Origin of the sequence: Nonomuraea sp. NPDC001636 (assembly GCF_040298265.1) — a bacterium.
Taxonomy (GTDB): Bacteria; Actinomycetota; Actinomycetes; order Streptosporangiales; family Streptosporangiaceae; genus Nonomuraea.
Genome location: NZ_JBEOZT010000014.1, coordinates 143,876 through 158,988 on the forward strand (window position 1 = coordinate 143,876; position 15,113 = coordinate 158,988).

Sequence of the window (15,113 nt, forward strand, 5' to 3'; positions counted from 1 at the left end):
CGAAGTCCGCTAGACTTTCTCAAGCACGCGCAAGACGGGCGTGCACCGGGGTGTAGCGCAGCTTGGCAGCGCGCTTCGTTCGGGACGAAGAGGTCGTGGGTTCAAATCCCGCCACCCCGACACAGTTTGACCAGGTAGAGGGTCTGATCCGCTCAGCGGGTCGGGCCCTTTTCCGTTTCCGGAAGTCGATACGTTCGCCGCGTCCATCGGGGGGCCGACGTTCCAGCGTTCGGCTGGCCTGCGGGTCTTGGTACCACCTCCGGCCCGGTCGGCTCGCCTCAGAGCAGCGCTGCGGTCCCCGTTGCTCGGGATGGCCGAAACCCCGAGCACTACAGAGGTTGGGCTGAGGTTCTTCGGCAGGCTTACGAGGTTCAGCCTCGCGGTGCCTCTGAGACGGCACCGAGTCCTGCCTCGCAGTAGAAATTTGCCGAAATGCCCGTCATCTGGCGACTTGATCCTCTCGCTACGATACGCGGCGTGAGTGATGACTCTTCCGTGATGAGCACCGGGCGCCTGGAGGCGTTCAGCGACGGCGTTTTCGCCATCGCCATCACGCTGCTGGTGCTGGAGATCCGGCTGCCCGAAGGCTGGGAAGAGGACCTCGGGGGTGCGCTGATCGGCCTGTGGCCGTCCTACCTCGCCTACATGGTGACGTTCCTGCTGGTGGGGATGATCTGGATGAACCACCATCGGATGTTCCACTTCATCCAGAGGACTGACGGCCTGCTGCTGGCCCTCAACGTGCTCCTCCTGATGGATGTCGCCTTCTTGCCGTTTCCCACGCATGTGCTGGCCGAGGCGCTGCACGCCGACCACGGCACCCAGATGGCCGCCGTCTTCTATGGAATCGTGCTGGTGATCGGCGGCATCTTCTACAACGCCGTGTGGTGGTACGCCTCGTCAGGGCACCGCCACCTCGGCGGGCACATCACTCCGGCCGAGGCGCGCTCGTTGCGATTTCGCTGGGGCATGGGGCCGGTGCTCTATCTCGTCGCGACCGTCATCGGCGCGCTCAGCGCGATTGGCGCGCTCGTGTTCTACGTGTTGCTGCTCATCTTCTACATGTTCGACATGCGCCCCAGACGACAGGCTGCGTAGCCACGGCCACGAGCCGCGATCGTCTCCCGCTTCGGGGAGACTCCGGGGAGAAGCGCGACGCGCATCGACCGCTTCTGTTCCGTGGAGTGGTCAGGGCTCCTTGCGGTCGGGGACCACGGCGGCGCCGTCCCAGTGATAGGTGACGACCACGCGCTCGCCTGAAGGGCAGCACGGCGCGTCGGTCGGCCGGAAGGTCGGGTAGGAGATCTTCACCGTGGTCCCGTCCTGACTGACGATCTTGATCAGGTGGACCTCGCGATCCAGCACGAGGGTCCCGTGGTGGAAGAAGACCAGGCGCCGGCACTGGCCGTTCACTGACACGCACACCCCGACGAAGGCTCTGAGCGGGCCGGGCGGGGCCGTGGAGCCGTCCTCCGGCTCCACGTGTCGCGAGCGCATCTCCTTGACGGCATCGGACAGGCTGAACGGCGTGGCTGACGAGGTCGGTTCGCCGTCCGCCAAAGGTTGGGCGTTGGGCGCGATCGTCCAGGGAATCCCGGACACAGGCGCTCGCCCTCCGGCGGCGGCGCTCTCCGGGACACATGTCTCATCCCTGTCCACGTTGTCCGGCAGCAGTCCCTCCCATCCATGCAGTTGCCCGGTGATGCGGCATGCATGGGCACGGCGCTGCTGCACGTCGAGGGGGATGAGCATCAGCCCGGCAGGGGTACTTCGGAGGTTGTTCGGCCTGCGGGCCAGCAGCAGACGGCCGACGCCCGGCAGCGGCCGTGCCCAGAGCAGACCGCGTGGTGCCTGCCGGAAGACGGGCAGCGAGTCACCATCCAGACGCATCTCCAGGGATCCACCGTCCGACAGGAACCAGCCACCCTCGCCGAGCAGCCCGAAGACCCTGCGTTCCGTCGTACCTCCGCCAGGGATGACCTGATCTGGCTCGGACGCCGTCGTCGATGACATGTCGAAGACCGCCACGCCGCCACGTCTGTCGCTGACCGTCAGCAGGTCCCCGGTCGGCGAGAAGCCGAGACTCGCTGCCACGTCGTTCCCCGGCAGGCGAAACTCCTTGCGTACCCGGCCAGTGTCCGGATCGAGCAGTCTGATCTGGTTGTCGGCAGAACGAGCGAGGGCCACTTCCCCCGTGCCGGGACGTACCGCTACGGCGTTCAACGGCCGGGCGACGGCGGAGTCCAGCCGCAGCAGCGGGCCGGGGCGGCCTTCCGCAAGATTCCAGCGTTCCGTCACTCCCTCACCCCAGACAGCAAGTTCCCCTTCTGACACGAATCCGAGTCCTTGCACCATCCCGGGCGCGCCAGGGGGTGAGACGCGTCGTGGCGCGATCTCGCTGATCTGGCGGAGGGTTACCGCGTCGACCACCCAAACCACTCGCCGACCGGGCAGCGACAGAGCGAGCCTTCGTCCAGAAGGGCTGAGTGCCCATGGCGCCATCGCCGCCGTCTCCGGCGCGGCACTGCCGAAGGCGGCGGGCGCGCCGTCCGCCGCCAAGGCCGCGGTCTGCCGTCCGTCGGACGCGCGCCAACTGGCCACGTGGTGGTCGTCCCAGGTGAGTACGTGGCCATCACCGGGGGTGACCAGCACCCGTACCTCCCCGTCCCACCGCTGCGTATCCAGGGCGGGAACCGAGCCGAGAGCGGTCAGGCGCAACACGTTTCCGCTGCTGCTCCAAGCCTGCCGCCACTGTGCGCCGAGCGCGATCCACCCCCGGTCACTCGTCGCAGGCAGCTGGTGGTCGCGAGAGGCGGAGTTCAGCCGATACCCGCTGCCGTCCTGGGTGGCCACGCCGAGGCCGCCTTGCCTGGTTCCCACGGTCCGGGGGTTCAGCGTGCCGGGATCGTCGTCCACACAGCTTGAGATCGCCGGTAGATCCCGGATCGGAAGTGGCTTCGGCCAGGCTATGTCGAATACCTGGATGCGGCCTTCGAGGCATCCGTAGAGCCTGACGCCGTCCTCGCCCGGCACCAGAGTGTCGCTGTGGTAGTACTCCGGCAGCTCTCTCGCCTTCCCGTCGAGCTGCCAGACAGTGGCCATGTTCATTCCCGCACCGCCCACCACCCACTTGCCGTCGGGGGTGAAATCCAGCGACCAGAGCGGGTTGGGGAAAGGCATTCTGCGGTCGATCTGGCGAAGGACGACTTGGGCGTTCCCGCCGTGTTCCGTCCAGCGCCACAGCAGTGCCTGCTCGCCGTCCTCCCATCGCACCGCGAGCATCGTCCCGTCGGGGCTGAAACGTACCCCCGCGACCTTGGCGCGGGCGTTGCCGACCTCGGGCGGGGGATCCAGCCTTGCCCGTACGCGACCGTCCAGGCCCGAGACCAGGACGGCGCCGAGATCGTCACCGAAGGCGAGGGTGGTGCCGTCCCTGCTGAGTGCGGCCGAACGGGCCTGCGGATGGCGTCCGACGAGACGGGGAGTCGTCCCTGCTGTCCCCTCCCAGACGGTTGCCCCGCCGTCGGCGGTCATCGCCACCGCATGCCGGCCCGAATCGTCCACGGCCAGAGAGACGATCTCCCCGCCGCCCGGGACCACCAGTCGGGGATCGCCGCCTCCGGCCACGGTGGCGATGCGCTCGGCGAGCACCGACTCGGCCTCCGGCAGCGGGGACCGGGCCTGCGCCGCGGCGGCCATGGCCAGTGCCAGGCTGCGGTCCTCGGACTTTTCCTGCACCGCCTGCTTGGCCGTGACCTCGGCCGCCTTGGCGGCCCCACTGTCCAGCAGGGCATCAAGGCTCCAGATGAAGAGGGCGACAGCGAACGACGCGGCGGCGATGCCTGCCGTGCACTTCGTCGCGAACCTGCGCCAGCTGCGGGACAACCACTCGCGGTCCCGTTCGCCGATCCAGCGCTGGAAGTCGCCCTTGAGGTGAGCCCGTGACTCCAGCAGTTCGCGCAACGTGAGACGACGCCCGCTCGACCGGGCCTGCTGGACGCGGAACTGCCATGCCCGGAAGTCCCCCGCTTCCTCGGTGAGCCAGTTCTCCGGCATCCCGGCGGCATTTGTGATCTTCTCAAGTGTGGCGATGAGAGAGTCGTGCACCAGCTCGACGAGGAGTTCGGCCTCGCCGTCGCGCCCGGACGGGTAGCTCTGGATGAGGCGTCGATCGACGAATCGATCGAGTACCGAGCGGGCAGTCCGGGTGAGGTCTTCGACCGGGACGGCGACTCTCGTCCAGCGGGCGGTGCCGCCCACCCCGGCGATCGGGGCGACCAGTTGGATGAGCAACTCGCGGCAGGCGTCGTCGTTGCCGCTGGCCTGGCAGACGCCCTTGACGATGTTCGCCATGGCCCCATGAAGCTCCCCGAGCTGGGCATAGGAGCGAGTGGTGAGCCGACCGCCTTCCTCCTGTTCCCACAGACCGTGCAGCACCAGCGCCAGGGACGGGAGCCACTCGCCGGTGAACTCTTCGACGTCGCGCCTGAGCCGCGCGCTCAGTTCCGGATCGACCCTGACCCCAGGGGCGGCGGCGGCGACCGCCCCGTGCACCAGGCTCTCAAGCTCGTCGACCGGCATCTCCCGGAGTTCGTAGGGGAGCAGCGAGACTCCTTCCCTGCCCAACTCGGCCAGGAGCTGTTCTCGCACTTCGGTCCGAGCCGTCATCATCAGCCGGACTCGCCCCGCACCCCAGGGATACGGAGAGTTCACCAGATGCGAAACCTGCTTACAGAACCGCAGCCTCTCCTGCCGCGGACGCGTCAGCAGCGCCTCCGCACCGTCCAGTACGAGCAGCAGCCAGCTGTCCGGGCCGGTGCCCACGACGTCGGCCAGGACTTCGCCGCTGCGCCCAGGATCGTCCAGCACCTTCACCAGTTCCTCATTGGTCCAGCGCCGTGACCTGGAGGAGGCTGCGTCCAGGAGCGCGCCGGCCAGCACCCCCGCCCCGTTGACCTGGGAGAGGCGGCACGTCGCCACGGTGGGCGTGGCCCGGCTCTCGCCGAGCCGGGGGACGACGCCGGCGAGCACCAGCGAACTCTTGCCACGCCCCGACGGGCCGAACACCGCCACACCCTGCGACGAGCCGTCCCCTGGGCGCAGGATCAGCTGGGCCACCTCGTCGCTCTCCCGGTCCCTGCCGAGGAACACGGTACGGTGGGCGGCGTCGAAGGCGTCGAGCCCGGGGAACGGGTTGGCCGGACGGAGTTCCTCCCTGAGCCCGGGAAACACCTTGAAGATGCGATCGACGGTGGAGATCTCGGCCTGCCGGAGGGTGACCGGGCTCCCGCTCGACCACCGGGCCAGCGTCATGCCGACGACGCCGTCGAACTCTCTCGACCAGACGGGGCCGCCGCTGAAACCCCACTCGACAAGCGAGCTGTCAAGGTCGGGGAGCACGTAGCTGCCGTGCCGGCCGACCCGGTCGACGTAGCCCCGAACCACCTTCGGCCCAGTGGGCCAGGCCTTCCCCTCTTCGACGGGAAACCCGTGCAACTCCACCCTGTCGCGGTATTCCTGCCGTTCCAGCAGCCGAAGCGGGCGTGCCTGCGGCGGGGCGTCCACCTTCAACAGGGCCAGGTCCTCGTCGTCGTAGACGCTGGCGGATTCGACCTCGGTTATCCGTACCTGGGGGCGGAGCAGCAGTCCCCAGAAGACTGCGGTCAGGGGGTTGATCGTCCAGTTCCCGTGTGACAGCCCCTCCCCGGGAGGGGCGGTTTCTCCCGACCGCAGTCCGGCCCACAACAGATTGTGCTTCGCCGTGAGGAGTCTGCTTCCGGCAGTGCCTCTGACATGGAAGGCACTGCCCAGAGCAACCCGCTCACCAGGTGTCGGCTCGTGGTACAGCAGGACGAGACCTTCCTCGACCGAGCCGTAACCGCCCCAGCCGATACGGTCATTCGCCGTCACGCCCTGCCTCCGGCTCGCCGGCCCCGTTCACGGCCAGGTCGTTGACCTTCACCTCAGCGAGTTCGCGCTGCTCGTCCGGTTTGTCGTCCGCTTCCTTCTCAGGCGCTCCCGCGGTCGCAACGCTGCTCCATTCCAGGGTCACCTTGACGGATGCCTCGCCCGAGACGTTGGCCATGATGAGGCCGGCCTGCGCGCTCATCTTCACCCCGACCTCGATGACCATGCGGTCCGGCTTCCTCGGCATGGCCGTCAATTGCTTGAAAGCCGCGCCTGCGGCCTGGCGCACCGAACGCATGCCCTCGTTCCACGCGTTCTGGAGCTTTGCCGGATCCGACGTCAGGTTCCGGCGCACCCCTACTTCCTGCCTGCTCGGGTCACGGGGAAGGCGGGAGGGCCCTGCTTCCACGGGCGGAGCGGCGGTGTCTCCGATGACCTCCACATCGACGCATTCGATGTACACCGGCTCTCCGTCGACTTCTATGCGGACTACTTTCATGTGTTCCATGAGCGGTCTCCATTTACGGCGCTCGCTGACCGAGCACCGCGATGTCAGCTGCTTCTGTGCGCTTGCCCTTGGTGCGAGAAGCATGTGATCTCTCTCGCGACATGACTCGCGACGTGCATCGTTGGCATGAGCGATGTGGCCGGGCGCCTTCCGTGGAACCCGGGTTCTGCCCTGACGGCACGGCGTCCCCACAGTGTGGGGGGAAGGGGGGACTCCGGCCAGAGCGGTGCGGGAAGGTTGCGGGCTCCTTGCGGAATTGCGGATTCGCGCGAGCCGGCTGCCGTCTGCCCGCAAGCGCCGGCTACAGGCGTGCGGCCTGTTCCAGGGCTCGGGCGAGCCCCAAGGATTCGCCCAGCCGGTACGCTTCGTCGAATCGCCCGTCCCCGAGCCGCCGCCGTATCTCCGTGACGCTACGGTCACGTCCGTCGATGAGGTGGGCGAAGCCCCACAGCTGCGGAGCGCCCGCCGGCTTCCAGGCGATGTGCGCGGCGCCGAGCAGGAGCGCCCCCAAGTACGGTCGGCCGCCCTGCGCCAAGGCCCAGGCCAGAGCCTCGCTCACTGTGGCCGCCCCGAGCTTGTCCCCCAACTGCCGCTTGAGGTCGAGGCTGCGCCACAGCAAGGCCACCGCCTCCTTCGTCTCGCCGGTCTCGACGTACTGGATGGCGAGTGTCCACAGCAGATAGGAGCGGTGCCAGATCTCGCCGCAGCTCTCCGACAGGTCGAGGCCCTGCCGGAAGAAGTCGCGGGCGGCCCGGCGATCGCCGCTCATCGACGCGGCCAGGCCGAGCTGGGCGAGCGCCTGCTGCTTGGTCAGCATGCCGGCGCGGCAGGCGCCGGCCCGCAGCGCCGCGCTGGAGTGCTCCTCCACCCCCTTGACGTCGCCGACGAACAGGGCGAGGAGCCCGCGAAGCTGGTCGATTCCGGCCCGGATGGCGCTCCACCCGTCATCCGAGCCCTCAAGACGAGGCTCGATGAGGCCGAGCGAGCGTTCCGCGCCCACCCTGTCGCCATGCAGCATGAGGACGTAGGCCGCACACCACTGCGCCCGGCACCACACCTGCGACAGCTCGGGGCAGGGCGGTTCCGGATGGCGTTCGGCGATGCGGCGCATCCAGTGCGCGCCTTCCCCGATGTTGCCGCTGGCCACCCAGTACAGCCACAGCGCGTAGGCTCCGGCGAGGAAGCGGCCGGACTCGATGCCGGCCCCTGGGACGGCCGCGAACACCTGCCGGAGATTGCCGTGTTCCTGCCCGAGCCGGATCAGCCAGCGTCCCTGCTGCGGGGTGGCGTACAACTCCTCTGCCTGGCAGGCGAGCCACAGGTAACGGTCGTGGTGGCGGCGCAGTGCCCGCTTCTCGCCGCCGGAGGAGGCGAGCCGTTCCCGTCCGTACAGACGTACGGTCTCCAGCATGTGCAGCCGGGTCGGTCCGCCCGTCTCCGCCCGTACCAGCAATGACTTGTCGACGAGCGCGGTGATCGCCTCGAACACCGCGTGCGACGCCGGGGTGCCGTCCTCGCAGATCGCCTCGGCATCGCCCAGTGACACACTGCCCGCCGACACCGACAAGCGCTCCCACACCTGACGCTCGTCCGGCGTGCACAGCTCGTAGCTCCAGTCGAAGACCGCTCGCAGAGTACGGTGACGCGGATGGGCAGTCCGGTCGGCGCCGACGGAGCCCAGGAGAAGGAAGCGCTGGTCCAGGCGGTCCAGCAGGTCCTCGACCGACAGCGTGCGCAGGCAGCGGGCAGCCAGCTCCAAGGCCAGCGGCAGGCCGTCGAGCAGGCGGCAGATCCTGGCCACGGTCGTCCGGTTCTCCACCGTCAGGCGGAAGTCCGGCAGCACGGCGCGCGCTCGTTCGCAGAAGAGCTCCACGGCCACCGAGTCCGTGCCGCCCTCTGCGGGCAGCGGGAGCGGAGACACCTCCAGGACGTGCTCGCCCGCGACCCCCAACGTCTGACGACTGGTGGCCAGCACGGACAAGCCCGGCACGGCCTGTAACAACGACCGGGCCAGATCGGCGGCCTCGGCCAGCAGATGCTCGCAGTTGTCCAGGACGAGCAGCACCTTCTGCCCGCTCAAGGCCCTCGCGAGGCCCGCCCGGGGCGGCTCGTCAGCCGTGAGCTGGACTCCCACGACGGCGGCGACAGCGTGGTCGACCATGGTCCGGTCGGTGAACGCCGCGAACTCCGCCAGCCACACCCCGCCAGGAAACCGGTCGGCCACCTCCTCGGCCAGCCGCAGGGCGAGCCGGGTCTTCCCTACGCCACCGACCCCGGTCAGCGTCACCAGCCGGACCTGCCGCATGAGCCGCATCCCCTCGGCCAGCTCATGCCGGCGCCCCACGAAGCTCATGAGCGCCACCGGCAGGTTGCCGGGGACGTCCGAGCCCCCTCCGACGTCTGCCATCCCTCCGACGTCCGGCTCGGGCCGAAGGCGCCCGCCCGCGGGGACGTCCTCGCTGATCGACATCTCGCGCCAGCAGGTCGACCATTCGTCCAGCAGCGCCTGGACGTCCCAGGCACGCGCCGCCTCGCCGGCTCTGTGCGGATTCTCCTTGGCGAAGGCCACGCACGCGCGGACGAACGTCTCCACGACCTCCCAGGACGGCCTGAACCGTCCGGAGGCGGCGTTGCGGAGCGAGGTCTCGGAGTAGGGCGAGCCGGACCGGGCGGTCTCACGGGCCAGCAATTTGTAGCTCGGATCGCCGGCCTGGTCACGTAGCTCGCGCAGTGACTGGGCGAAGCGCCCGAGGACACTTCCGGGATCGGGGATCGGGGTCTGCCGACGCCCCGGACGCGCCAACCGGCTCATGTGGCCTCCGCCACGCACCACCACGACAAGAAGATCCAGCATAACTCGAAACGCGGTGGTCGCCCCCGCGTTTCGAGCCGCTGCGGGGCGCGGCCGGCTGCCGGCACGGCCGCGCCCCGAGCTCACGAAGGTTCTCGGAGCGTGCCCGGCCGTTCCCCAGATGGACGGCCGGGCGCCGGTTCAGCCCACCGCGTAGGCGCGAGTGATCGTCTGGGTCAGCCCGGTGGTGGGGGTGTCCGTGACGGTCGCGCGCAGGGAGACGAATCCGGCAGTGCGGGGGTTGGAGATCATCGCCAGCCAGCCGTGGGCGGATCGCGTCACCGGGACGGGACGCCAGGTGCGGCCGTCGTCGGAAGAGGACTCAAGGCGTACCCGGGTGCCCTCCTGGCGGGATGAGGGTTCGAGGGTCAGGGTGAGGGGGGTGCGGGTGCCCGGGCGGGCGCGGTTGTGGTCGTCCAGAGTAGTGGGGGTGAGGCGTACCGCTGTCAGGGACGGCGGGCGGCGGCCGTCGGCCCTGGCGGAGCGGAACGTCCAGACGGACTCCACGGCGGTCGAGAGGGCGGAGTAGGGCACCTGGCGGCGGGCCGACGCCTTCAGGGTGTACGTGGCGGCCTCCGGTCGCAGGGTGGCGTGGAGCACGCAGTCCTCGGGCCGTTCCGTCGCGCATCCCGCCAGGTCGGTCTCGGCCAGCGTCCGGCCGCCGGCGGTGAGGGTGGCGGTGCCGGTGGCCGCGTCGTCGGCGCCCCTGTGGCCGGCGACGCCGTCGGCGAACAGGTCGCCCACGGGAACGGTCAGCTCGTCGCCCGATCGGGTCGCGACGGGTGCGGACGGGCCGGTCACGGCGGCGTTCCACACCTCCGTGGTGCTCCCCCGCTCCAGCCTGACCGGGGCGCCGGCCAGGACGGACGTGCCGACCTGGAAGCCGCTGTCCCACACCAACCCCGGCGTCCGGTAGTGGGTGAGGGTGCTCGGCAGTTCCGCGTCCTGCCCCGGGCTCGCCATGATCCCGGGCCTGTCCTCGACGAGCCTCGGGCCGAAGTACGGAAGCCCGGTCGCCGCCGTGGCCGCGGCCCGGTACGTCGCCGTCACCTTGACCAGGTCCACCCGCCGGGCGGCGTGGAAGGGGTTGTCCGGGAGCCCGTCGGTGTGGGTGTTCACCAGGTCGTAGACGTACGGGCTCGGCGTGCGGGTCCTGCTCTTCCAGATGTTCCTGCTGAGGAATCGCAGGCCCGGCGCGCGTGCCGGGACGACGTAGGTGTCCCAGCCGGGTGCGCGCCAGCTCCCGAACCCGTAGGACCAAGCGCCGTCGGCCAGCTCGACGACGAGCTCGTCGCCCGGCGCGGCGTCCGGGTCGTCCACGCTGAAGCCGATCCGCCTGCCGTCGCGGGCGTCGATGGTCACCTGCCGGTCCTGGTCGAGATCGAGCCGGGCGTGGGCCAGGGTGTCTCCCGCGTCGTAGATCTCGGCGTACAGGTTCCACTCACGCTCGGGCAGCCTGAGCCGGGCCGTCCCGTCGATGAGGGGCACGTCGCGGCCGGCGCCCGTCCGCGCGTCGTACACCTGGACGAAGCCCGCTTCGGCGGGCCGGCCGGCCCGGTCGAGCGCCTTGACGGTCATGTTGTGGGACTCGGGCTCGACGTACGCGCCGGCGAGGGTGCGGATCACCGTGTCGCCCGACCTGGCGGTGATCGTCACCGGGTGCTCGCCGGACGCCTGGTCCTTGGCGTCGATCGTGACAGTGACCGTCGCCTGCCCTTTGGCGGGCACCTGGAGACGTCGGTCGGAGAGCCGCACGACCTCGCCGTCGGCGGTCAGGTCGAGGTCGACGGGGGTGTCACCGGCGTTGTCGTACGTGACGGTCCCGGCGGACACCCGCTCCCCCGTCCCGTCCGAGGGGAAGTACGCCCACACCCGCTCCGGCACGGCGACGACCTGCTGGGCCAGCGCGCGGACGACGTCCACCCGCCCGGCCCCCTGCCGGTACGGCGTCAGGCCGGGAAGCGGCGTGGCGCTGCCCGTCAGCGCGGCCTTGAGCCGTTGCCCGGTCCAGTCGGGATGAAGCTGGGCGAGGATCGCCGCGGCGCCCGCCACGTGCGGCGCGGCCATGGAGGTGCCCGACATCGCCACGTGCGCCTCGGTCCCGGTCCCGCCCGCCTTCGCGGCCACGATCCCCACTCCGGGTGCGGTGATGTCCGGTTTGATGGCGTGATCGCCCTCACGGGGGCCGCTGCCCGAGGAGGCGGCGATGCGGTCCTGGTGGTCGACGGAGCCGACGGTGAGCGCGGCGTCCGCGCTGCCGGGGCTGGAGACGATGGCGCTGTCGTTGCCCGAGGCCGCGACGAACAGCGTGCCGTACCGCTGCGACAGCGTGTTCACCGCCTGCTCGACCGGGTCGAGGTCCAGGGTGTCGGGGGCGCCGAAGCTCAAATTGACGATCTTGGCCTTGACCTCGGCGGCGGCCCACTCCATGCCCGCCAGGATCGCCGACTCGGTCAGCCCGGAGGCGGTGCCGGCCTTCGCGACGGCGAGCTTCGCGCCGGGCGCGATCCCCCGGTACTTCGCGTCGGCCCCCGCGATGATCGAGGCGACGTGGGTGCCGTGCCCGATGTTGTCGCGGATGTCGGGCTCGTCGGTGAAGTTCTTCTCCTGGGTCACCACGCCTTTCAGGTCGGGGTGGTCGGGGTCGTACCCGCTGTCCAGGACGGCCACCGTGACGCCCTTGCCCGTCATGCCCTGCTTCCAGGCTTCGGTCGCGCCGATCTGCTCGGCGCTCCGGTCGAGGCTGTAGGAGCGGCGGCCGTCCAGCCAGAGCTTGGCGGATCCGGCCGTCAGGGAGCGGGCGCCGGCCGCCAGGTCCTGCCAGGCCAGCCCGGCGGACGCCTTGACCACGTTCATCGCGCTCATCCCGAGCCCGCCGAGCGGCCGGGCCCGCTCGGTCCCCCGGAGCGCCGGGGCCGTCCCTTGGGACGACTGGACGATCAGCGGGATGTCGGGCCGGTCGGCGTCGCCGTACCGCCAGGCCAGCAGCTGGGTGACGTCGAACAGCCGCCGGTCGAGCAGGTTCGCGGCGACCAGCGGCCGGGCGTCGGACGGGATCACGTACAGGTGACCGTCCTGGACCTGGCCGCTGAACCCCACCCGCCGGCCCGGACCCGGTTGCACGCGGTATCCGCCGCCGCCGGTGACCACCACGCGGTCACCGGTGATCAGCGTGACGCCGCCCGGCCGGGCCGCGTCCGCGGGCTGCGGCAGATCGTCCTGACGGTCGGGCGCGGGCACGACGCCGACCGTCGCGGCCACCAGGACGGCGGCCAGCACCTTGTTCGGGATCACGGGCATCCGGCCTTCTCCTTCAGCGTGCGGACGAGGTCGGCGGGCAGGTCCGAGTCGCTGACCTGGACCGCCGCCTTGCCGGCCATCGTCAGGTAGCCGCCGACGACGTGCATGGACTCCGGGACCGACGCCTTGGTCACCGGCTCGGTCTCCTTGCCGTCCTTCGTCCAGAAGGCGGGGCCGAGGACGTCGAACGCCTCGATGTCCACCCCCCGGTCCTTGAGCAGGGCGCGCACCTCGCTGACGGGCCTGTTGTAGTACGGCGCGCAGTGCATGGGCTCGCCGGGCACGTCGAAGCCGGTGACGATCTGGTATTCCTCACCGGGACGCGCCTCCCGGCCGAGGACGAGCTCGGCCGAGCCCTTGAAGTCCCGGCGGACCTTGATGCTGATCGGGCAACCGCCCACCGTCTCGCAGCCTTCCTGACGGTCGATCACCTTGATCCCGTCCGGTTCCACCGTGCTCGGGGCGACCGAGCCGACGCTGCTGGGCGTGGAGGGCAACAGGCGCAGCTTGATGTCGAGCCCGGCGTCGCGCAGCTGCCGCTGGTACACCTCCGGCTCGGCGAACACGTCCTTGACCTCGATGACGAAGTAGTCGCCCTCGTCCTTGACGTCGAGGGCCGAGGCCGAGGCGGGCCCGAGGGTGACGACGACGGCCAGCGACGCCGCGAGGGCGCCCAGCGCGGCCGGCAGCACGAGCAGGGCGCGCCGCCTCCTGCGCGCGGGCAGGGCCGGGGCGGGCTCCTCCTCCATGATCTTGTACATCGTCTCCCTGGCGCCGGGCGTCAGCCCCGGCCCGGCGGGCGGGGCGAGCCGCCTGACGATGTCGTCGAGCTGCGGGTTCATGAGGTCTCCTTGGCGAGACGGACGGCCCGCGGGCCGTACCGGGCGAGATCGGGGTCGTCGGCGGCGAGCTCGGCGGCCAGGCGCTTGCGTGCGCGGTGCAGGCGCTGCCGGACGGCGAGGCGCGAGCAGCCGAGCACCTGCGCCAGCTCGGCGTTGCCCAGCCCCTCCCAGGCGACGAGCGACAGCACCTCCCGGTCGTCGGCGGACAGCCGCATGAAGGCCGCGCGGGCGGTCTCGGGCACAGCGTCCGCCACCGGGTCCGCCGCGGGGTCCGCCGCGGGGTCCGCCGCCGGGCCGGTCCATTCCGCGAGTTCGGCGCGCAGGCGCGTGGTGAGGGCCGCCCTGCGGGACTCGCCGCGGCGGTGGTTGGCCAGGGTGCGCCGGGCCACGCCGTACAGCCAGAGCCGGGCGCGGTCGCCGGGCGGCACCTCGCCGAGCCGCCGCCAGGCGGTCGTGAACGTCTCGGCGATGACGTCGGCGACGTCGTGAGGGTCGTCGCTGCGTCGCCGCACATAGCCGGAGACGGTCGCGTAGTGCTCGGTGTAGAGCTCCTCGAAGCGTTGCCGGGGGTCCGGTGGGCCCACGCGGTCGTCCCTTCCGTAGGGGTATGTCACAACAAGCAGGTGTCCGGATGGTTCCAGGTGTGACAGACGAATACGGAGAAGGCCGCTTCCGGGTCCGGAAGCGGCCTTCTTGTCGGGGTTATGTGCCCTACCGGCCGGGACTGGCGTAATCAAACGTATTGGTGGGATGATCCTATGATTATTGTCGTTGTTACGAGAACGGGGTTGTCGAATGAGTCCTTCGTCCCGGGCGCTGCCGATGGCGGGGTTCATGTTCTCCGCCGTCGGAGTGGGCGGCGTGGTTCTGCAGATGTTGAGCGTGGCCTATCCCGACGGCGATCCGGCGAAGGCGCGGGCGGCCGCGGAGCTGTTGCGGCAACTCGCGGGACGCGTGGACGCCAGCCTTGACGACGTCGAGGAGGTCGCGGCCCGGGTCTGGCGGCCGCCGAGTTCCGGCGCGGGCATCGACGCCTTCCGGACGTATTTCAACCAGGAGATCGCGCCCTATCCGCCACGCCTGTCCGCCTACATCCGCGGGCTGGCGGACGCGGTCGAGGATTACGCGGAATTGCTGGAACGAACGCAGCACGCATTGCGCACGATGGCCATGATCCAGTGGATCGAACTGCTGATGTTCTTCTGCTGGCCGGCGATCGACAAGAAGGTCCAGGTGATGATCAATTGGGCGATACGCAGGTCGCAGGCGCGGCTGCTGCTCAAGATGTTCGAGAACGCCGTGGGGAAGCGGTTCATCTACGCCGTCGGGGGCAGCCTGGCCTACACCGTGCTCGACCAGGCGGTCGTCGACGGGCTCAAGCTGGCGCGGGGCGAGGACACCGGCTCCTGGGGGGACCGCGGCGACTACATGCTGAAGAACTTCGCGGCGGCCATGGTCTTCTACCACGTGGACCCCGCCAACTTCGGCAAGGCCGCGAACGTGCTGCCGAAGAACCCGGCGGCGCGTAACGCCGTCGTGTTCCTGACCGGGTCCACCATCTTCAGCACCACCGCCAACGCCCTCAACCGGCCGGGCGACGTCGTGGACGACCCGGTCAGCCTGTTGCCGACCTGGCAGCAGATGCTCGCCAAGCTGGGGGTCGCCGCGGGCCAGGACCAGTTCAGGCGGTGGCGCCGGTACTGAG

Annotated in this window: 8 protein-coding genes and 1 tRNA gene; 3 read left to right on the forward strand and 6 right to left on the reverse strand. The window is 70.2% G+C overall.

Going from position 1 to position 15,113, the window contains the following annotated elements; all coding sequences use genetic code 11:
* Positions 1-46: 46 nt before the first annotated feature.
* Together ABT158_RS25740 and ABT158_RS25745 are read left to right on the forward strand one after the other, a co-directional pair.
* Positions 47-120: transfer RNA gene (locus tag ABT158_RS25740), tRNA-Pro, on the forward strand.
* A gap of 357 nt (positions 121-477) precedes the next feature.
* Entirely contained in the window at positions 478-1,098 is a 621-nt protein-coding gene (locus tag ABT158_RS25745) for a TMEM175 family protein (RefSeq protein ID WP_352357460.1), read from the forward strand.
* A 90-nt stretch (positions 1,099-1,188) separates the two neighbouring features.
* Here ABT158_RS25745 and ABT158_RS25750 read toward each other — a convergent pair whose 3' ends face one another.
* The 6 genes from ABT158_RS25750 to ABT158_RS25775 form a co-directional block, all read right to left on the reverse strand.
* Positions 1,189-5,910: an nSTAND1 domain-containing NTPase gene (locus ABT158_RS25750; protein WP_352357462.1), complete on the reverse strand. Its 4,722-nt coding sequence runs from the start codon at positions 5,908-5,910 to the stop codon at positions 1,189-1,191.
* Positions 5,897-6,415: a CU044_2847 family protein gene (locus ABT158_RS25755; RefSeq protein WP_352357464.1), complete on the reverse strand. Its 519-nt coding sequence runs from the start codon at positions 6,413-6,415 to the stop codon at positions 5,897-5,899. Before ABT158_RS25755 ends, ABT158_RS25750 begins: the two co-directional genes overlap by 14 nt.
* 301 nt (positions 6,416-6,716) lie before the next feature.
* Complete coding sequence (locus ABT158_RS25760; RefSeq protein WP_352357466.1) at positions 6,717-9,227, reverse strand: ATP-binding protein; 2,511 nt, start codon at positions 9,225-9,227, stop codon at positions 6,717-6,719.
* Between the two features lie 180 nt (positions 9,228-9,407).
* Positions 9,408-12,566: a S8 family serine peptidase gene (locus tag ABT158_RS25765; RefSeq protein ID WP_352357468.1), complete on the reverse strand. Its 3,159-nt coding sequence runs from the start codon at positions 12,564-12,566 to the stop codon at positions 9,408-9,410.
* Positions 12,557-13,408 carry a hypothetical protein gene (locus tag ABT158_RS25770; protein ID WP_352357470.1) on the reverse strand — a complete coding sequence of 284 codons (852 nt, stop codon included), beginning with the start codon at positions 13,406-13,408 and terminating at the stop codon, positions 12,557-12,559. The genes ABT158_RS25765 and ABT158_RS25770 overlap by 10 nt, the downstream gene beginning before the upstream one ends.
* On the reverse strand, positions 13,405-13,992 hold the full coding sequence (locus ABT158_RS25775; RefSeq protein WP_352357472.1) for an RNA polymerase sigma factor: 588 nt from the start codon (positions 13,990-13,992) through the stop codon (positions 13,405-13,407). The genes ABT158_RS25770 and ABT158_RS25775 overlap by 4 nt, the downstream gene beginning before the upstream one ends.
* Before the next feature lie 211 nt (positions 13,993-14,203).
* Between ABT158_RS25775 and ABT158_RS25780 the strand changes: the two genes are divergently transcribed.
* The gene (locus ABT158_RS25780; RefSeq protein ID WP_352357474.1) at positions 14,204-15,112 is read left to right on the forward strand and encodes a WXG100-like domain-containing protein; all 909 of its coding nucleotides are present in this window, start codon (positions 14,204-14,206) and stop codon (positions 15,110-15,112) included.
* Position 15,113: the final 1 nt, after the last annotated feature.

What these genes read in the sequence shown, in the direction of transcription:
- ABT158_RS25755 (WP_352357464.1), bottom strand. Translation starts at nt 6,415, where the DNA reads ATGGAACACATGAAAGTAGTCCGCATAGAAGTCGACGGAGAGCCGGTG.
- ABT158_RS25760 (WP_352357466.1), bottom strand. Translation starts at nt 9,227, where the DNA reads ATGAGCCGGTTGGCGCGTCCGGGGCGTCGGCAGACCCCGATCCCCGAT.
- ABT158_RS25765 (WP_352357468.1), bottom strand. Translation starts at nt 12,566, where the DNA reads ATGCCCGTGATCCCGAACAAGGTGCTGGCCGCCGTCCTGGTGGCCGCG.
- ABT158_RS25770 (WP_352357470.1), bottom strand. Translation starts at nt 13,408, where the DNA reads ATGAACCCGCAGCTCGACGACATCGTCAGGCGGCTCGCCCCGCCCGCC.
- ABT158_RS25780 (WP_352357474.1), top strand. Translation starts at nt 14,204, where the DNA reads ATGAGTCCTTCGTCCCGGGCGCTGCCGATGGCGGGGTTCATGTTCTCC.